The following is a 20,096-nucleotide window of genomic DNA, read 5'->3' as shown; positions in this document are numbered from 1 at the left end:
CGATTAGCGCATCTTGAGGCGCGGTGCGAAGCGGATATGCATCATCAAACCCAACGTCATGCTGGTCAGCGCCCAGTACCAGACGTAGGTCATATCGATGCCTTCGATGGAATGGTAATACTGGAAGTAGTTCATCCGCATGCTTTCCAACCCATGCAGGATCGGGTTGTAGAGCATGTATTCCTGCGCCTGATGGGGGAAGTAGGTAACTGGAAAGATAACGCCGGAAAGAATCAATAGCGGGAATGATATCAACCTGATGATCTTGCCCACTTCCGGCACCAAACCGCACACGACCGAGAACAGAACTCCAAGGCCCGAACCCAAGGCCCATAACGAGAGCCAATCCATCAATACACCCACGGCGTGATAGGCCGTCATATCGATCTTGAACAGCATCGCGATCAGGATGAACGCCAGGAAAATAAAACTTCTCAGCATGCCCTCGACATAGCAGCGCACTAGGACGGAGTCAACTGGAGTAATCTGCCGATAGGTAAACAACCCCTTGTTGGCATCGATCGCTCCTATCGGCGCCATCATACAAGCGCGAAAAATATAGAATCCCATCAAACCCACTATCATCCAAGGAATGAACTCGGCCCCCGAAATATGTCTCGAGCTTCGAATATAGGTGCGGATGAAAATCATCAGGCCGATGGTGGCCAGCGGCTCGAAGATCATCCAGAACCAGGCCATGCGGTCCGCCGTGGTGCGAGCGATGAATTCGCGCAACGTCATTGCCGACCAGACATCCCACGTGACGCGCAGCGCGCTGCGGGGTTGGTGTTCCATGGGCTGATGCTGGGAGGGTTGATGCTGAGAAGGGTGAGTCATGTCACTCATGACTTTGCCTCAGTAGGTGATTCAAATAACTTTTCCTCTAAAAAATGACTCTCTCGTAAACGCTAAAGTAGAAAGAGTCGAAATAGAGAGAACTAAAAGAAAGCCCCGCCATAAGCGGGGCCTGGGTACAGCCGATTACGATTAAAGATCCAGCGCGACCTTGGTCGCCACCGCAACCTGGTAGAGGATCTGGGTGATGCTGGTGGCCAGTTCGATATTGCTGGTCGGTGCCGCCGGCAGCACCATGATCTCGTCGCCAGCGCGAACGTCGGTATCGCCGGCGCGAATCACGGCACCGTTGCGATGCACGACCAACACCTGGTCGTCGTCCGCACGCGGTGTCATGCCACCGGCCTGTCGAATATAGTCTTCCGCGTTCATGCCGGGGGTGTAGACCATCGCCTGCGGGATGGTGACTTCGCCGCTCAGCAGTACGGAATCCGAGCTTTCCGGAATGGTGACGACGTCGCCGTCCTGCAGGCGGATATCGGCGATGTTGTCGCCGCGAGCGACGACCAGACGGCCGGTCGGTTCAGTCTGGCGAGCCTTCTGCACAAACTTCTCGATCAGTTCGGCCTGGCGTACCTGAATCTCGCCTTCCCCGGTTGTCCTCGCCGGATAGCCCAAGTAGGTCTGCTCGAGCCGGTCCAGGCTTTCGTTGAGTGATTCTTCCTGCTGTTCGGCCACGCTCTCGCGCCGGATCGAAACGTCCTGATAGCTGGTCATGTTCTTGGGTACGCTGATCGCGTTCAAGAACTCGCCCAGGTGGGCGTCACGCGGCAGCACATAACGTGAAGGCCCGTAGAAGCTGCCTTCGACCTGCACCACGATGCTCTCGCTACGCTTGTCGGCACTGAATAGCACTTCATCGCCGCGTTCGATGGTGGCGGTGCGGAATTCATCGAGCGTCAGGTAACGTGCCATTGGCCCGTCGGGGCGATCACCGCGCAGTAGCACGTGAGAGACGCCGGCGCGCAGCCGGGCCAGATTGCTGACATCGCCACCGGTCAGGGTTTCACCCGCCAGTTCGTAACGGAACGGGCGCTCGACATCGCCGACGACCGCCACGGCCGGTCCGCGCTCTTCGACCACGATGGTGTCGCCGTCACGGAACTGTGGATGCGGCATCTCGCCGTTGATCAGGAAGTCATAGAGGTCGATGGTGTCGACCGTGCGGCCGCCCCGCTTGACCACGATCTGACGGTAGCTGCCCAGCGCCTGGTCGATGCCGCCGGCCTGATCGAGGAAGTAGAGCATCGAATCGCTGGGCGTACCGGAATAGCGGCCGGGATTCTTGACGTAACCGGTGACGAACACGCCCACCGGCTGCACGCCCTGGAGGTTGGTGTAGACCTCGACGTTTTCCGGATAGACCGACTTGATCGCCGAGGTGACTCGCGAGTTGAGCCCGCTGTTGGTCGTGCCCTGGACGTTGAGCGGTCCGATGCCCGGCAGGAAGATGTTGCCTTGGGAATCCACCGTCAGCACGCTCTGCATCTCGGTGCCGCCCCAAACGCGCAGATTGATCTGGTCGCCGGGCTTGATGGTGTAACCGGGGTTGAGACCGTCGGCCATGACGCCGCGGAAACCACCGGTGAACAGGTTGGCCCCGAACGGCGGCAAAGTGTTGGGGTCGACCTGGCTTGAGTTGGGATCGATCGGACCGTAATTCGAGCTGTTCCAGTTGGCTCGCGGCTGATCGTCGACCGCCTGCTGGCCCGCCTGCTGCTGGGACTGCTGACCGTCGCTCCCCTGAACCTGGGAGGTCATCGACTGGGCCTGTTGGTCCTGCGGGACGATGCTGCCGGATCCGAAAGATTGCGCGTTGGCCAAACTGACGTTCAGGCACGCTACCGCCACCAGGCACCCGGCCCGGAAAAACGATGCTGCATGTTTCATGCGAAACTTCCTGTTGTATTCGCGCGGCTCAAGGCCTGCTTTCCAGCGGTTCGACAAACGATCTGGCTGTTCGAAAACGATACACGCGAGCGCAGACGCTCAAGCAGGGATTTTTGTTACGGAGTGCTGGGATTGACCAACATCTGCGTGACCAAGCGCTGGGCGTACCAGCCACTATCTTTCACGAGACATGCTACCTGGGCGCGGTTGGCGCTCGCGGGCGCACCGTCTCTTGCGACATCCAGGTGCGCACAGAGCCGGCCACTGGCGGCGAAGTAGCGTTCCTGAACGATGACGGAAACGTTAGAGCCCCACGGGCTCTTGGGGAAAGTCGTGATGCTGCCGGGGGTGGCGTTGTCTAGAAAGCTGGATATCTCGGGGCCGAGAGCGGCGCCGCCCTCCATGGTGCCGACATTGTCGCCACCGTAGTGGCTCTGGGAAGCGCAGCCCGCGAAGGTCACGGCCAAGGCCCCCACCGCTAACCACCTTCCTAGCCGACCGCAACCGGCGGACACCCCGTTGAAAACGTTTGGCATGTTGTCTGTTCAACCTGATGGACGAAAACTGGAAAACCGACAGTGGCTCCCCCTCGGGGGCCACTGCCGGTGGATCGATCTACCCCCGCGCGATCCGCGAGTCGCCAGAGTGGTTGAGAAATCTCATCCATCACACCCTGACTGATGCGATCATCAAGCGAGCTGAAAAGTAGTCTCAATCCGTTGCCTGATAACCCTACGATTGTATGGTGCCAGCAGCAGCTTGCCTACAACCAAAATGGTGCATCTCTAGGAGGGGGTGTATAGACAGCGTTAATTTAGGTAACTATTAGAACATGACTTTATTCAGCCAACCATGGCAAATCTCTTACAAATCAAAGCGAGAGTATCCATTTCGACGGCGGTGGGGGCGTATCACGAGGATTACTGCGACGGTGTTGCGAGGAGTGCTGCGAGCGCTAAAGCGATGGCGCGTAGGCGACTGGGGTTGGGGTTGGGGTTGGGGTTGGGGTTGGGGTTGGGGTTGGGGTTGGGATTGGGATTGAAAGTGACGCCATTAGCGGCGTCTTGGACGTCGAACTCGCCGATGTCGATGACGCAGGCCACTTGAGCCTGCAAGCTTGGCGGCTCCGAGCGTCAAAGCACTGGCACCTGATAGGCTACGCCGAACCTCTCCGCCATATCGGCAAGACGCTTGTCGAGCGTCCACAGCTGTATACCGGGCATGATGAGTGTAGAGGTAAGCAAGCACATATCGACCAAACCGCACCCAAGGCCATACAGCTTTTCGCGCTCGATGAAACCCATCACCCCGTGCAAGCTAGCCTGATAGCAGGATCTTAGAAGACCAATGTTCTGCAGCGTTTGAGCACGTGGTTCAGGAGGTGTTCCACAAGTCAGGTCCGCCAGGACCATTGGATGATTCAATACCAGATCTTTTTCGATCAACCCGACCAGAGTGTCGTTTCGCTTCCTGAAATGATCCACCCATACCGAAGTATCGATGAGCACATTCATTGCGCCTCGGGCTCCCCGCGACGGCGTGGTATGTCTGGCATCTCAGGAGCGGTGCCACCCAAGGCAGCAAGGCGACGGGCCGCCTGTACCCGTACATAAGTCTTCACGGCCTCACGAAAGAGGTCCGATGGTTTGTCCATACCCGGCTCAGCAAACTCCAACGCTTGCTCATACAGAGCATCATCGATAGTGACAGTCGTTCGCACCGCTAGGCCCTCGCATCATATTTGATGCCATCATGCATCAAATATGATGCCGCCACAAATTCGATATCGAGCAAGGCAGGCAAAGGCCGAGCCTGTGACACGCCACGATGTGGCAGATAGGAAAGCGATCCCGACCTAGCTGCCGTCTTCTCAAGCAGAGTTTGGTGTGGCTCGGGATCTATGTTCTCGTTCGTGGAAGGCACCAGTTGACCGATACTGGTTACCTGAAGATTGGATGCTGGAGCGCTTATAAAAAGTCTAAAAAAATTGCGGCCACGCTTAGCTCAACCGCACCTCTTTTGAGAGCAGTGCGTCTGAAAACACCAATGAGCCTTTTTCTTTTATAGAATGAAGGAGGTCCTGATCCGAAGAAAAAAATGTCATTTCGAAGCCAGCGCTCAGGGGGGCTTTAGCATAAGCAATTTGGACATCCTTGCGATTAATCCTCTTAACAAAGGTCTTATCAACCGGATAAGTTTTACCTTCCAGCTTAAGACTTAAGTTCAAATCGAATTCGCTTGTGTCTACATTATACCCCCATCCAGTAATCACCATACACTGACGCTCTTTATTTACATGCGCATTATCGACGCAAACCTTAAGAGCGTTCTTTTTGCCGGCATAGGCCAATGAAGTACCAGAAAACATAGCAGCATAAGTTTCTAAAACCTCAGGGTTTGAGCCAACAAGATTGCTGACCTCACTAAATCTATTACTAACAAACAGCCGAGATTCTTCTACAACGCCCTTCAGTTCGATTTGTTCTAAAAATTCTTCGTATCGCTTGCAATACCGTTTTAGTTTTTCCTTGCCTATAGAAAAATTCAAGGTCGGCACGTTAGGATAGGGAACAAACCCAAACCTATTAACTTTAATAGGCCTATTGTCTTTTGCATGCGCTCGACCGCGAGACAACGATGACACATATTCCATCTCGCTGCGGTAAAGACAGTGGTAAATAAAATAGGGAGGTATAGAATTCAGGTACCGTGATTCGAAAACATCTCTCCTGATCAAAAAGTGCTCATCTGCAGGTTCCCCCAGCTGGAATCGCTGACCATTTTCCAACCAATAGTCTTCATTACGAAGAAGGGCGTTATGAACGACATACCTCAAAATATCAGCCCGAACATTGACAAGCGATTTTACGTGCCTATTGGCTTGAACTAAATTTTCAGAATCAAATGCGTTAGAAAAAGGTGACTTTTCCCTAGAAGGAACATTCCAATACCAAAGAAATGAAAGCGACGATTTTTCTCCATTTTCATAAATGGCATTTACAATACCGGTTTCGAAATTTCTTGGAATCCAAAATTCGTCTAGGTCCAAGAACATAACATGAGTGGCTGCCCCTTCACTCCGCCCTCTTTCCAGCTCTATGGACTTATTATAAATATAAGACTGGAACGGCAAATCTTCGCCAATACAATATTCCAGATCTACCTGAGAATCCATTATATCAACTGATTCAACGTGCCGAAAAACATCAATTAAACACCGGCCATTATCTGTCGTCCCATTCAAATGGATTTCTATTTTAGAAAAGCCAAAATAAAGATGATGGAATATCCATTCAGGAATATATGCCGCTTCATCTTTTGCAATTGCGCACAATTTAACCGAGTAATTCATCCCACCCCCAACGGCTCTCAGCACTTATTAACAAAGTACGCTATTACAAAACCTACATAACCTCTGGCAAGACTGACACTGTAATCTGGACTTCGTCCAAGTGCCCTCCCATACCGAGCACTCCGCACTGCCGCATACCCATGCGTCGTCAGTCCAGACTAGATGGCCTGCCCTAGCGACATCGGCAGCATTGCCGAGGTAGCCGTGAGACCGGGGCCAGTTCCGTTGCCGCATCGACGTCGATATGGCCCGCCGTTCTCGCTTCGCGAAAATTACGCCGCTGATAGGAGACTTATCTGTCTGGGACCACTCATCATTCGAAGCTTCCAAAATACTAAAGTGCCTAACGATCATCGACCAGGATGACAATTTTGCTACGCGTTCAGCCCGCCAATGGAAAAGTCCTCTCTAACTCGCGTCAAATGCAAGCTATAACTGGGGTCGCTGTTCAAACTTTCCCCCCACCGCTCTTTCATATACTCTATTTCTTTAGCAAAACGCGCTATTTTATCTGGCGTGTCCTCGTGGCCCCGACTGACGGACTCATGATGATACAACTCCGCATAGGGCGTCCAGATATTACGGTATCCTGCATCACGAACTCTCAGGCAGAAATCCACATCATTGAAAGCCACTTTGAGATCTTCTTCATTTAACCCGCCGACCTCCTCGTACACCTCGCGACGCAGGACCAGACAGGCTGCTGTCACTGCCGACAAGGTTTGTACCAACTTCAATCGATTGAAATAGCCAGCAGCGTCTCGAGGAAAATGCTTATGCGAATGACCTGCGACCCCGCCCAATCCCACGATAACGCCAGCATGCTGAATCGTATCGTTGCTGTAATATAACTTAGCTCCCACGCAGCCTACTTCAGGCCTTGCGGCTTGGCTCACCATTTCTGTTAGCCATTCAGGGGAAATGACTTCCACGTCATTATTGATCAAACCCAAAAATTCACCAGCAGCCTGTTTCGCTCCAAAATTATTAATAGCGGAATAATTAAACGGCTGGTCATATTGAACGACTTTAACGCGCTGATCTTCTCTTTGTATCGATTCGAAAAAATCAAGGGTTTCTGGTTCGACGCTGCCATTATCCAGAATAATGATCTCATAATTCTGGTAGACCGTTTTATCCAGAATGCTACGAATCGCTAGCTCAGTCAGCGCTCGCTGGTCACGCGTGGGCATCAATAAGCTGACGAGAGGCTCGGCTGCCGGCAACGCCCACTGAATACGATAGGTGTTTGGCGCTAGCCCCGGAGAGACGGTTCCTTGCAACGGAACCTGTTCTTCGATATAGCTTTGCAATGCCTTGATACCGGCGGTTGCGGTGTAGTCTTTTGCTTCCGTCGCTAAGGCTGTCGACCCTTCCAGCGCACGCCAATGATAAAGAACATGGGGTATATGGACGATATGGTCTTGGTTCACTAATCGCAAACAGCGCAAAAGAAGATCCTGATCTTGGGCTCCTTCTACGCCCTCTCGGAAGCCGCCAATATTATCGATGAGTGATTTTTTGTAGACGCCAAGATGAGAAATATAATTTTGAGATAGAAATAGATCCAAATTCCAATCGCATTTGAAATGAGGTTCAAAACGGTTACCCTCTCCGTCGATCTTATCCTCATCACTATAGAGAACGGCAGCATTGGGATTTTCGCAGATCGCCGTGGCCATAAAATACAAAGCGTGGGGAGAGAGAACATCGTCATGATCGAGCAGAGCTATATATTCACCCTGAGCAACACTTAACGCACTATTCGACGCTTTAGAAATATGACCATTTTCTTCGCGAAAAACAACTTTCACTCGCTCATCGCGCATTTCATAATTCAATAACAGCTCTTTAATATAACCCAATGTAGAGGCGTCATCGGCGATACAAAGATCCCAGTAGGGATAAGATTGCGCCAGCACCGACTCAATGCATGCCTCCAACAGTTTTCGAGAAGTATTATAGACAGGCACGATAATAGAAATATTTGGCAAGCGGTTGGATGGCCTTATGAAGCTCTGAACTTTATCGAGCGCGGGCCATTTCTTATTCTCGATCCGTTCGATCCAATCCTGGTATTCGAGTCGCTGGTTGGCAATGTCGCTTTTCAGTACGAACGTTTCATCATAGAGCGCAAGCAAGCATTCGACCCATGCTCGATCCGGCGACGCCACCGCCTTATTACCGATAGCAGCTTTCGCCTGGCTTTGGGTGAGTCCTGCAAAGTCAGTATGACACTCCATCACTCGAGCCAACATAATATCAATTGCTTGTCCCTCGACTAGGGCCTTCATTTCCAAACCATGAATACTAAACCTGCCTTTCACCTCTTGGGGGTCAAAGCGAAAGTCAGTGACTTCGCCGTCAATCCATACCGCCCGTACGGCTGTGCTATGGTTTTCAAACGGCACGATAACGGAGTCCTTTTCATTATATCCGTCGCCTGTATCAAAATAGAGCTTGGCGTCTCCTTGGCCCCATTCGCTCTCGATACAAAATTCAACAATATACCATCCGGCGGCAATGGCACCCGGTTCTTTCAGGTTGGCAAAAAAGCAAGGATCGATACCTAGGGATTTCCAATGATAGCCGTCCTCGAGGCAGCGAGTCACTTGCCCCATGGCACTCAAAAAGAAAGAAGAATGATCGATCGTTTGCAGATACGCATTGATTTTATCGCTCGAAACGGGCTCCTCTATTTTCCTCAACATTATATCGTCGATTTGAAAACCGACAGCGGAGGTCATCGGATCCAACCGGACACCCCGAGTGGAAACCGGCAAAAATAACGGTATCAATACCCGCTGATCTTTTTCCAGCGTATAGGTAATCGCCACATCGGGCAGATAACCCGCACCATAATCGATATAAATTTGTTGAACTACCGTTTCCTGGCATTTGAAATCATATTCAAGTCGAAACCAGCCGCCCAGTTCCAATACCGTAGGACGTGTCGGAAACAGTATGAAATAGGGGTCCTCGCCAAGTGATTGCCACCGGTTTTTTTTCGCACCCTTGGCTTGCATCAACTGATTATAAGGTTGAACTCGCATCTTCGTCGATTTGCATCGATTCAAAAACAGATGCTTGTAAAGTGCTTTAACTGTCCCCTTAACATTTTCGGCAGACGATGTCTTTTGCGGCTTGCTATTCTGACGATTTAAATCGTGCGCCAGCTCAAGGCATGAACTCTTTTTATCGTTAGCTTCACCGTCGTTCGATGCTTGTACGCTCAAACCTTCTAATTTGTTCATGCTTAGGCTGCCATTCTGTGATTTATCGTCAAACGCGTTAAGGCACGAAGCTTCACGAAATATCTTCATTCATCGGCTCACGCCAAGCCGAACACGAAAATATTACATTTGTCGCCAACAGCTAACAAGAAATCACAAAATCATTTTTGTAGTCATATCGGTGGAGTATTAGTTCAGCCATGCGTATAACAACGGTAATCTCACACCTAGTCTCATACCAAGTTATCGAATAACTCAAACAGTAAAGTCATGCGCGGTTAAATCGCGGCTAGCAAAAATAGCCAATATCTACTCGATAATTGGAAAAGTGGTTTTCAAATGACAAGGACTTCAATGGCGACCGAAAACTGCCACGCTTCACGTCAACCGCGAAGCGCCGCTTTCAAAGCCTCGATCCACCGTTCGTGGCGCTGCCCGCAGACGATGAAAAACGGGTTGAGGGTGCTGTCCTGCTGATTGCAGCGAAGGGGCTGGAGGGTTTCGGCGTCGAGCACGTAGCCGCCGGCGGCGGTGACCACGGCCTGCGCAGCGGCGGTATCCCACTCGCACGTTGGCGCGAGCCGCGGGTAGAGGTCGGCCGCGCCTTCCGCTACCAGACAGAGTTTGAGCGAGCTGCCCATGGAGACGCGCTCGTGGCTGGGCAACTGGTCGCAGAAGATATCGAACGCGCCGACGCCATGCAGACGGCTGCCAACGATTCGCCAGGGCCGCTCATCGGCCGCCGGCAGCTTACGAACGTGGATCGCCCGTTCGCCTTCGGTCGATATCTTGTAGGCGCCCTGCTCGGCATCGCCCCACCAGGTCACGTCGAGGACCGGGGCGTGGACGATACCGAACACGGGAACGCCGTTGTCGATCAGCGCGACGTTGAGCGTGAACTCGCCGTTTCTTCTGACGAATTCCTTGGTGCCGTCCAGCGGGTCGATCAGCCAGTAGCACGACCACTGCCGGCGGGTCTCGTAGGCGATGGGGGCGCTCTCTTCCGAGAGAATCGGGACCTCGGGCGTCAGGCGCTGGAGAAGATCGCTCAGCGCGTGGTGGGAGGCCATGTCTGCCTGGGTCAGCGGACTATCGTCGGCCTTGGTCTCGACGCTGAAATCCTGAGCGTAGATCTGCAGCACGCGTTGGCCAGCGTCGAGCACGCCGCGGATCAGTTCTCGCCTGAGCGGTTCATCGATCGTCATGCGCGAGCTCCTGGTGTGGGTGTGAGTGTGGGTGTGGCTCGCCCCTTCTGCACTCCCCTCGGTACTCTCCTCAGTACAGGGCGCTAGAACGGCCAGATTCGCGGTATCAATAACAGTGAGGTGATCCCCACCAGGACGCTCACGGGAAAGCCCAGCTTGAGATAGTCATGCATACGGTAGCCGCCCGGGCCCATGACCATCAGGTTGGTCTGGTAGCCCAGCGCGGTCATGAAGCTGGCCGAGGCCGCGATGGTGATGGCGATCACGAACGGCATGAAATCCACGCCCAGCTGCTGCGAAACCGCGATCGCGATGGGGAACATCAGCACCGCCGCCGCGTTGTTGGTAATCATCTCGGTAAACAGTACCGTCATCAAATAGACGAACGCCAGCGCCAGCCACGGGGAATCGATATGCGCGACGACCCGCTCGGCGATGGTCTGCGCCGCGCCCGACTGGGTCATCGCGGCGCCGAGCGAGAACGACGCGGCGATCACGATCAGCACGGATAGATCGATGTAGCGCCGCGCCTTGCCCATGGTCAGGCAGCCGGTCATTAACAATGCCCCGGCGGCGAGAAACGCGGCCTCGAGAATGGACAGCAGATTGGTGGCGCTGAGCACGACCATCACGCCGAGGATGCCCAGCGAGAGCGGTGCTTTCTGAAAGTTCGGCGGCGTCGAGTCGTTGAGCTGGCTGACCAGCAGGAAATCCTTGCGGTAGCGATACTGCTCGACGAACTCCTGCCCGGTTTCCAGCAGCAGCGTATCGCCGACCTGAAATTCGACGTCCCCGACTTTGCCGTTCAGCCGCAGCCCGTGGCGGGAAATCGACAGGATCACGGCCTGGAAACGCGAGCGAAACCGCGACTCCCGCACCGTCTGCCCGATCCCCACGAAATCCGGGCTGACGACCGCTTCGACCAGACAGCGCCGATGCCGCGCCACCTGCAACTTCTGAACGTTGCCGTTGGCGGGGCTCAGCCCTCGAATTTCGCGCAGCTCGCGGGCGCACTCCGGGGTGCCGATGAATACCAGGGTATCGCCGTCGCGCAGTCTGGTGTCCGGCGGTACCGCCGTCAGCAGCTCATCGCCGCGCTCAATATCGGCCAGATACCCGAACTGCAGGTTACGCAGGCCGGCGTCGGCGATCGTTTTGCCCGCCAGCGGCCCGCCCGATTCGACAGCCACCTCGACGCTGTACTCGCGAATCTGATCGAGCTGCTCGTGAGTGCCGTCGCGCTGGGGCAGCAGCCATTTGGCGAAGATCAGGATAAAGCCCCCGCCGACGATCAGGATCGGCAGCCCGATCCAGGTCAGCTCGAACATGCCCAGCGACACGCCCTGCCGGCTCTGCAGCAGGCCGTCGATGACCAGGTTGGTACTGGTGCCGATCAGGGTGCAGGTACCGCCCAGAATGGAAATGTAGCTGAGCGGCAACAGCAGTTTGGAAGGCGGTAGCCGCAGGCGATTCGACCAGTCCTGGATGGCGGGAATGAACATCGCCACCACGGTGGTATTGTTCATGAACGCACTCAGAATGGAGGCTGGCAGCATGACGCGCCACTGCGCCCGACGCAGGGTCGAGGGTTGGCCGAGCAGCATCGCCGCGATCCATTTGATCGCGCCGGTCTCCTTGAGCGCGGCGGCAACGACGTAAAGTGCCGCGATGGTCATCACGCCGGTGTTGGCGAAGCCGGCCAGCGCTTCTTCCGGCGTCAACACATCGGCAAAGATCAGAAATGCCATCGCGCCGACCAGGATAGCGTCCGGCGCGATTCGCGTGAACACGAGCGTAGCGAGTACGGCCACGACCGTGGTGATACTCAACCAGGCATCGATACCCATATTCCTCCCACTCCATGCCTGGGCTGCACCGAGTTACAGCGTCTGAATCCGGTAATCGAAAAACGGTCGACGACAACCCCGCCGCATTCCACGTTGGTCGCATTTTAAGCCGCCAGCCATGGCGGCTACCAGTGCGGCTTTTCTCAGGAAGACGATGGCTAGTTTCAGGAAGGATATGACGAGATCAATGAGATGAGCGAACTGGCGGGACGATAGCGAGGGGTGGATGCGAAGGAGCTCAAGCTCCGTGATGACCGCATAGACTTAATAAGCGGCGCGTCAAATTCATTAAGCGGCTGGTGACTGAAGCTGACCCCGAATGGCATTGATGAAGACATTGGTATATAGCAGATAGCTACCATTCATCCCTCTGGCTCCTTTGATACTCGACTCCGTCGTGAGCGGTCAGTGAAGGGGCTTTGACACCTGAAAAATCGATACCTTCCCGCTGCCGGGCGACGCCATCCTCCTCGGCCGAAGCGCCATAGAGCACGACGATTCTGGCATGCCTGTTCATCAAGTGGGCATACTCGTCTGGAATTCTTACCACGCCATCTCGAATATCAACTTCAAACTCAATCGCACGCATGGTTGTCACCTGCTCATAAATCCGAATTCAAACTTCTGCTGCGCTATTCTAGCAACAAACACCGAGCCGCCGCTGCGGGTGTCCAGAATATCTGGTTGGTGAGGCTCCATCGAACTCTTGTGGATTACACAGATAGACTTGTTGGGGCCGGGTACGATTACCGAGTGAAGTAAAGGCTTGCCATCCGTGATGCAATACATCACACTCCAAGCATGATCATCAGCTTCCGACATAAAGGTCTGCGCGCTTTCTTCGAAACAGGCACTACCAAGGGGATCCGCTCCGATCACGCTAAGCGACTGGGGCGCATTCTTGCGATGCTCGACCGCGCAGAAGACCCAGAAGCGGTTAACCTGCCAGGCTGGCGGTTGCATCCGTTGAAGGGCGAACAGAATGGGTTCTGGTCAATCACGGTAAGCGGCAACTGGCGGATTATCTTCCGTTTCACTGGGCCGGACGTCGAGCTGGTCAATTACCTAGACTATCACTAGGAGGTGGCACATGACTTACATGCACAACCCCCCGCACCCCGGTGAGACGCTGCGCGAAGACGTGTTGCCAGCGCTGGATATCAGCGTGACGGAAATGGCTCGTCGCCTGGGGCTAGCGCGGGAAACCTTGTCGCGGATTCTTCACGGACGGGCGCCGATTAGTCCCGACCTGGCCGTTCGCCTGGAGCGGGCCGGTATCGGTCGGGCGCGTACCTGGCTGGCTGTGCAAGGCGATTACGACTTATGGCAGGCCGAACACCGCGCCCAACCAACCATCGAGCGCTTCGCCGACCTGGCATGAAGGTAGATTGAGACCAATCAATCGCTAAATTCGCGTCCTCTTCGCATACTTCTTTTTGCAACTCCGCTCAGCGCAAGCCGAGGTTTTACCGAACCGGTGAGGTCATCTCGGGATTGAGTCCCGCATGACTGGCGAGTTCGCGAAAGCGCCGACGCAGATAGACGCCGGCATCGGTCGCATGGAAGTCAGGCTGTCGCTGCGACTGCGCGACATAGGTCATGATCAGCCATCCCAGTCGGCGTTCCCGATCATCACCGATCCAGCGCTCCGCCAGCGCGGGCGGCACACTCAGCAGCAATCGAGCAAGATCGAGGCCCGGCGGCAGCATGCCGGCGTGATCCCAGTCGATGAACACCGGCCGGCCGGTATGCGTTTCGATCAGCACGTTCTGAGGATGAAGATCGCCATGGGAGACGACGCGGGGTAAACGGTAAAGGATTCTTGCCATTCGCAGTAGCAGCGCCAACTCGAGCCAACGCCCTTGGTTCAACGCGGAAAGACAGACGTCTCTGACCATTCTTCTCAGGGCATGGCGCCCTCGGCGGTCTGCCTCTCGGCCAGCGCCGACACTCCCAGGGCTGGTCGTGTCTGCGCTGGTCATGTCAGCGCCGGTCATATGATCGCTCTTACTTCTCCGCATTTCATCGGGCCAACCGACGCGCGATAACGCAATGACCGAGGCGATGGTGTCGCGATACGCCTGCTCGTTGCTCGCCGTCGATGCGACATCAGGTCGATTGCCTGGGTCATCTGCCCCGTCGCTGGACGTAGCGACAGACGACGCGACAAACGGGCCCAGCGTCTGGCCCTCGATATGCTCGACCATCAGACTGGCGGACTCTCCTCGTCGGATAACCGCTTCCAATAACGGCGCACCGACGGCATGGGGCTCGAGCACGCAACGATGGAGCCGTTCCAGCCACGCGGCATGGTGGTGCGGGCGAGCGCGATGGATGACATAACAGGTCCTCAGCGTTCGAACACCCACCGCCGACAAGTTGCCTCGATGCCCGAACAACGGCCTAAACGCTTGAACGTCGAGACTGGCCGCCAGCGGCTGCAAAAATGGGCGGAACGCCGGAAGATCGCCGTAAGACATCGCCGAAAGCCAGCCGTCCGGCGCGGATTCCGGCATCACGACCGCCAATCCGCTGCCCAGCAGCCGGCCGCTGTCCAACGCCCGCACGCGGACGAGATCGCCGATCTGCAACGCGAGCGGCGCCCGAAAGCCGACTTCGAGGCGGGTCGTGATACCCGCTTCGACCACATCGGGCCGCGCCTCCTGACACAGCGCGCAGTAGCGCACTTCACCGTTAACCGAAATGATCACACCCCGCTCGACGGGCTCTCGGTTATCGGCCACGTACCAGCCTCTAACGAACTGCGGAGTGACTTCGTCGACGAACCCCGGCATGAACGCTCCCCGGCCGCGTCGCGACCTAAACGTCAGTTTGTTGTTATTCAGCGCCCGATGAATAGTACGTCAGCCGCTCGAGCGGGTTCGTAACGTCTTACTGCGGCGAGAAAACGCCTGGGCAACATAAGTCCATTAATACATTCGAAAACGGTCGAACGCCGTCGATTGGCGGGAGGCGATTAGAAGTAAAAGGCGTAGATACGGACTGGCGCCCGGCAGCTTACGCAAACCCCACAATCATTGACGATTTAGCCACAGAAAAACACGGCATTTATCCAATCAGCACTGAATCCGGGCGGATATTGAACGAGTATTAAATAAACAACAGGGAGGTCATTGTCATGCCCCAGGAACTCACGCTGAAGAATGCATCAAATAACGTGCCTGAAACCAGCGATCCGGCCGCTCGCGAGCAAAGCGCTGAGCGTTGGGTATCGACATTGTCCAACACCCTAAATCTGAGCAAGAAGGCCGCCGAATCCGATGACGATGAATCCAGAACGTGGAACCGGGCCGATGGCGGGACTAAATCGCCCCGGAATCTAAACGATTACAAACAGATAGTGACGATCGGCGATGATCTCATTCGCTACGAGACCAAGGGCGGCAAGAGCGTAGAGATCGACCGGCATTCCACGCCGACGTTGTTCGAGACGGTCAAGCAGGATGCCGCCCAGATGACCGCACTCAACGAGAGCGGGGAGGACGGCTATGGCGTCTTGCCGCTGGATGCCGAGCCGCCCGGCAAGCTGAGCGACTATCGGTTCATCGCCCCGCCCGACGAAGTTGCCAAGGGTGTCATCCGCTACGAGATGCAGAACGGCACCAGGGTCGTGGTCGCCGAACGCGCCGCCCCGGAGCTCTACGCCGCCATCAAGAAGGATTACCAAAGCCTGATCGGCATTAATGAAAGCGAATCGGACGGCTACAAGCGCATCGGCGGCGACGCCACCCCGCCCTCCTATTACAACACCGAGGTCGGCGCGCCCGGTGAAGTCGGCCCGGAAGTGATTCGCTACGAGCATGACGGCGAGAAGTTCGTCGTGGCGCGCAGCGACAATCCGGAACTCTATGACTACCTGAGCGAGCAGTACGCGACCCTGGGCGGTAACGCCGAGCATCAGGATGCCATCGATGGCGCGGTCGAGGATGGCGCCACCATCGCCGGCGCCGATACCAAAGCGCCCGAGTTCAACGATTTCAAGAATTTCAGTTGGCAGAACGACGCGCGTGACGACGTCATTCGCTTCACCACCCACGATGGCAAGAATGTGGTGGTATCGAAGGCCCTGACGCCAGCGTTGTTCGAAACGGTTTCCAACGCACAGAAAACCTGGGACCGGATCCACGAGCTCGAGGACGACGGCTACAAGCTGCGCTCCGCCGACGAGGACATCCCGGTTCTCGGCAAGGGAGACAGCGTCAAGAGCGCCACCGACGAGCACGGTGACGTCATCGAAGGGCTCAAACTGGTCGAGGTCGATGGCGAGAAGTTCGTGGTATCGAAGGGGGTGACACCGGAGCATTTTGAGGCGGCCTCCAGCTTCCAGCAGACATCGAGCAAGGATGCCATCGACGATGTCTTTGCCGATCACGACCTGCCCGAGTCGGAAGAGACCAACCTGATGGGGCAGGAGACCACCGTCGAAAACGACGACGGCGAGGCGAAGACGGTCACCGAACTCTACATGGAGAAGCTGGAGGAGAAGGCGGAAAACTCGGACAACGAGAACTTCAAGAAGTATGCCCGCCTGCTCGAACTCAAATCCCAACTGGACGATGGCAGCTTCCAGTATCTGCCCTACATGACGGTCAATCACGGCGGCGACTGGACCTACTATGCCAGCGATACCCAGGGCATGGATCCCGCCGACCTGCGCGGCCTGATCCATGAAGAGAAGCTCGGCGAGGAGCTCTCGAAACTGCTCGGGGACGAGGAAATCGCCAAGTTCACCGACGAGGCGATGACGGAGGCCCAGAGCAAGATCAAGGATCGCGACGGGCTCGCCGACAAGATCTACGACTCGTTGACCGGCGACAAGGGGGCGGAATACCTCGATGCCATCGAAGACCTGCGTGACAAGGGTTTCGGTGACGAAGCCGCCACGCGTTTGAACAATGATCTGAACACGCTGCAAGCGCTCGACCCCGACCGCGCGGCCGAAGCGAGAGGTAGCATCACGGCGGCCAGTACCGCCAGAGGCCTCGAGGAGGAACTCAGCGACATCGACGCCGAATACGATGCTTCTCAGAACGGCGACGACATATCGCCGGAGAGCGAGGAAGCCGCGGGGCAGGTCGCTGCCGACATGGTGCCGACCGTCCTCACCGGCATTACCTACAGCACCTTCGGCATCCAGACCACCGATGGCGTCTGGAACGCGGTGAAGGATGCACTCTCCGCCGACAAGACCGACCCCAAGGGCACCGTGCCGCCAAATCTGACGGAGAAGGAAAAGCTGCAGTTCACCAAGATCCTGGCGATCGCCGCCGGCCTCAAAGAGGTCATCAAGACGGCGGCGTTGAGCGGGAGCAACGTCGAGACGGCGCTGAAGGATTCGTCTCTCATGCGCGATGTCATGAAGAAGGTGAACGAGCAGTTCCGCAACATGACCACCAGCCGCGACGGCCAGCCGCCCATCGTCGAGCTCAGCGACAGCCAGCGCACCAACGTGCAGAGTTCGCTGAAATCCCAGTTCCGCAGCTTGATGAGCTCGAACACGATGTTCGCGATCGGCGGTACCGCAGCGCTGGCCAACGCCATCTATCGCCGCTCGGGTGACGATTTCGGGGACACCTGGCAAGAGCGCATGACCGTCGCGCGCGGCATGCTGGTGTTCATCGGCACCACGCCTTTCGCGCTCAAGGGCATCACCGATGCGGTGGGCCCCAAACTCGACGAGGGCAGCCGGCTGACCAAGCTGTTCGGCACCACCAATATCACCCAGGCGCTCGGTCTCGACAAAGAGATGGGCGAAGTCCTGCGCGAGCGCTTTCCCGACACGTTCAATGGCGACAAGGCGCCCTCCCTCAACCCTGGCGAGCAGGCGCGGGGCAAATTGGACGACGTTCGCGGCAAGCTCGAATCGTTCGATACCCTTCTCGATCGACCGGATGCCGCCGACTTCGAGCAGAAGGCCCAGGGCCTGGTCGACGATATCCAGGGCCAACTCGACGAGGTCGACCGCATCGTCAAGGACTCCGACTCGCTCAGCGACGACGAGAAGAAAGAGATCCAGCAGCGCCTGGACACGATCGAGGATCGGCTCGACAAGGTCGAAATGAAGAAGGAGGGCCTGGCGCCCCAGAATGCGGACGACCTCAGGGGGCTGGTCGACGACCTGTTCGAAGAGATCCAGCCTTTCGCCTCCTCGGCGACGCCATCGGAGCAGCGCTTTGCCCAGATCGACGACTTCGATCGGGCCGTGGCAGATTACCGCCAGTTAATGGATGCCGATGGCAAGGGCAAAGGCAAGATGCCGGAACAGGCGCCGGCACTGTTCGACGACATCATGGAGAAGCATCGTGCCATCCGCTCCTCTATCGAATCCGACCCGACGCTCTCCGACAGCGATCGCGCACAGCAGCTCGATCGGCTGGACGAGATCGCCAACCGCCTGGAAGACGTCCGCCCGACGGACGGCGGCGCCCTGCCCAGCGGCGCCGGTGACGCGCTGGACGACCTCGACAGCCTCAGCGGCGATCTCCACCAGCGCTTCGATCCCGCCAACGGCGAATCGTCGAGAGTCGCCATGCAGCCCTTTAACCAGGCGCTGGATGACGAAGCCGACGTGATGACCAACGGAGAACGTACCCAGGGTGGCACGTCGCCCGATGGCCTCGGGGGTACCAGCGGTGATACCAGCAGCAACAAGAAGACCAATATCTTCGGCCCTGCGCTCAAGGGCCTGGCCTACATGACCGACTTCGCCGGCGGCATTCTCGATACCGTCGTCGCGGGCATTGGGCTGGATCAGTTGATCAAGAACGGCGGCACCCCGATGGAGTTCGCCGCCAGTTCGACGGGCGTGGTCTCCGGCTCGTTCTTCACCATCGGCGGCGCCGCCGAGATCGGAGCGTCACTGCAGACGGCTTCGCGCGTGCTTTCCGGGCTGGGCGCGGGTCTTCGTGCCGCCGGCCCTATCGGCAACCTGATCGGGCTGGGCGTCGGCTTCGCCAGCCTGATTCTCAATGCGGTAATGGCCCAGAAGAAAGGCGCCGAGACCGAGGGCAAGATACGCGATCAGTTCGAGCAGTTCGCCGAGGATGGCGTGACCGAGGACGATTGGGGCGAGAAGTTCAACTACCTGATCAACTCGAGCTACGGCTTCAAGGAGATGATGCACGCCGGAGACGACGACAAGGAGCCCGACCCCCTGTTCAAGGAGTGGTTCCCCGAAGACATGGCGGCGTGGGAGGCGCAGCCAGAGCAGTACGACAAGTTCACTCAGGAGATCGAGGAGAATGGCAACGTCGATGACTTCTTCTTCGATTTCGACAAGGACCAGATGCAGCTCAATATCCACGGCCAGGAGTTCTACCAGGAGCACAAAGAGACCATCGATACCATTCTCTTCAACTGGGACGAAGGCGACGGCGGCAATGACTGGACGGGCGGCGACGATATCGTCAGCAAGAAGGATCTGAAAAAGATCGCCGATCCGGAAAACGGCCACTCGAAAGAGGAACAGGCGGCCGCCGAGTTCCTGCTCAATAATGAGGACTTCTTCGCCTTGCTGGACACGCTACACAAGCAGGACGGCTCGGACGGCAAGATCAGCAGCGCCGACATCGACTCCTGGATGCAGTTGATCGGCGAGCGTGCGATCACCGACGACAACCCGGCCTTTGCCGAGGAGGACAGCATCTGGGACAACCCGGCGTCGTACAAGCTGTAGGCTGAAGCCACGAGCTAC

General features: G+C 56.4%; 14 protein-coding genes. 3 read left to right on the top strand and 11 right to left on the bottom strand.

The window, feature by feature from the left end; all coding sequences use genetic code 11:
- Positions 1-3: 3 nt before the first annotated feature.
- From ACUN9V_RS04075 to ACUN9V_RS04030, 10 genes are all read right to left on the bottom strand, one after another.
- Complete coding sequence (locus ACUN9V_RS04075; protein WP_445510433.1) at positions 4-846, bottom strand: ABC transporter permease; 843 nt, start codon at positions 844-846, stop codon at positions 4-6.
- A 141-nt stretch (positions 847-987) separates the two neighbouring features.
- Entirely contained in the window at positions 988-2,745 is a 1,758-nt protein-coding gene (locus ACUN9V_RS04070; RefSeq protein WP_445510432.1) for a polysaccharide biosynthesis/export family protein, read from the bottom strand.
- A 116-nt stretch (positions 2,746-2,861) separates the two neighbouring features.
- Entirely contained in the window at positions 2,862-3,206 is a 345-nt protein-coding gene (locus ACUN9V_RS04065) for a DVU3141 family protein (protein ID WP_445510703.1), read from the bottom strand.
- A 459-nt stretch (positions 3,207-3,665) separates the two neighbouring features.
- Complete coding sequence (locus tag ACUN9V_RS04060) at positions 3,666-3,860, bottom strand: hypothetical protein (RefSeq protein WP_445510431.1); 195 nt, start codon at positions 3,858-3,860, stop codon at positions 3,666-3,668.
- Positions 3,861-3,878: 18 nt separating this feature from the next.
- Positions 3,879-4,259 (bottom strand): VapC toxin family PIN domain ribonuclease, encoded by a 381-nt coding sequence (locus tag ACUN9V_RS04055; protein WP_445510430.1) that lies wholly within the window; start codon positions 4,257-4,259, stop codon positions 3,879-3,881.
- Between the two features lie 485 nt (positions 4,260-4,744).
- A complete protein-coding gene (locus ACUN9V_RS04050; protein ID WP_445510429.1) occupies positions 4,745-6,097 on the bottom strand; it encodes a glycosyltransferase family 2 protein in 1,353 nt (450 codons plus the stop codon).
- A gap of 374 nt (positions 6,098-6,471) precedes the next feature.
- Positions 6,472-9,420, bottom strand: coding sequence for a glycosyltransferase (locus ACUN9V_RS04045; protein WP_445510428.1), 2,949 nt, complete (start codon positions 9,418-9,420; stop codon positions 6,472-6,474).
- Between the two features lie 293 nt (positions 9,421-9,713).
- On the bottom strand, positions 9,714-10,535 hold the full coding sequence (gene cysQ / locus ACUN9V_RS04040; RefSeq protein WP_445510427.1) for a 3'(2'),5'-bisphosphate nucleotidase CysQ: 822 nt from the start codon (positions 10,533-10,535) through the stop codon (positions 9,714-9,716).
- Between the two features lie 83 nt (positions 10,536-10,618).
- Entirely contained in the window at positions 10,619-12,382 is a 1,764-nt protein-coding gene (locus ACUN9V_RS04035; RefSeq protein ID WP_445510426.1) for an SLC13 family permease, read from the bottom strand.
- Between the two features lie 355 nt (positions 12,383-12,737).
- Entirely contained in the window at positions 12,738-12,971 is a 234-nt protein-coding gene (locus ACUN9V_RS04030) for a hypothetical protein (RefSeq protein WP_445510425.1), read from the bottom strand.
- Positions 12,972-13,183: 212 nt separating this feature from the next.
- On the opposite strand from ACUN9V_RS04030, the gene ACUN9V_RS04025 reads away from it, so the two are divergent.
- Together ACUN9V_RS04025 and ACUN9V_RS04020 are read left to right on the top strand one after the other, a co-directional pair.
- Positions 13,184-13,462 carry a type II toxin-antitoxin system RelE/ParE family toxin gene (locus ACUN9V_RS04025; RefSeq protein ID WP_445510424.1) on the top strand — a complete coding sequence of 93 codons (279 nt, stop codon included), beginning with the start codon at positions 13,184-13,186 and terminating at the stop codon, positions 13,460-13,462.
- A 10-nt stretch (positions 13,463-13,472) separates the two neighbouring features.
- Positions 13,473-13,763, top strand: coding sequence for a HigA family addiction module antitoxin (locus tag ACUN9V_RS04020; protein ID WP_445510423.1), 291 nt, complete (start codon positions 13,473-13,475; stop codon positions 13,761-13,763).
- Between the two features lie 85 nt (positions 13,764-13,848).
- Here the strand turns inward: ACUN9V_RS04020 and ACUN9V_RS04015 are convergent, their stop codons facing one another.
- The gene (locus ACUN9V_RS04015; protein ID WP_445510422.1) at positions 13,849-15,177 is read right to left on the bottom strand and encodes a phosphotransferase family protein; all 1,329 of its coding nucleotides are present in this window, start codon (positions 15,175-15,177) and stop codon (positions 13,849-13,851) included.
- 344 nt (positions 15,178-15,521) lie between these two features.
- On the opposite strand from ACUN9V_RS04015, the gene ACUN9V_RS04010 reads away from it, so the two are divergent.
- On the top strand, positions 15,522-20,078 hold the full coding sequence (locus ACUN9V_RS04010) for a hypothetical protein (RefSeq protein WP_445510421.1): 4,557 nt from the start codon (positions 15,522-15,524) through the stop codon (positions 20,076-20,078).
- The last annotated feature ends 18 nt before the right edge of the window (positions 20,079-20,096 follow it).

This window comes from Salinicola sp. V024 (assembly GCF_052645315.1).
Note: the sequence above shows the minus strand (reverse complement) of the source record. Positions and strands in the feature narration are given on the sequence as shown.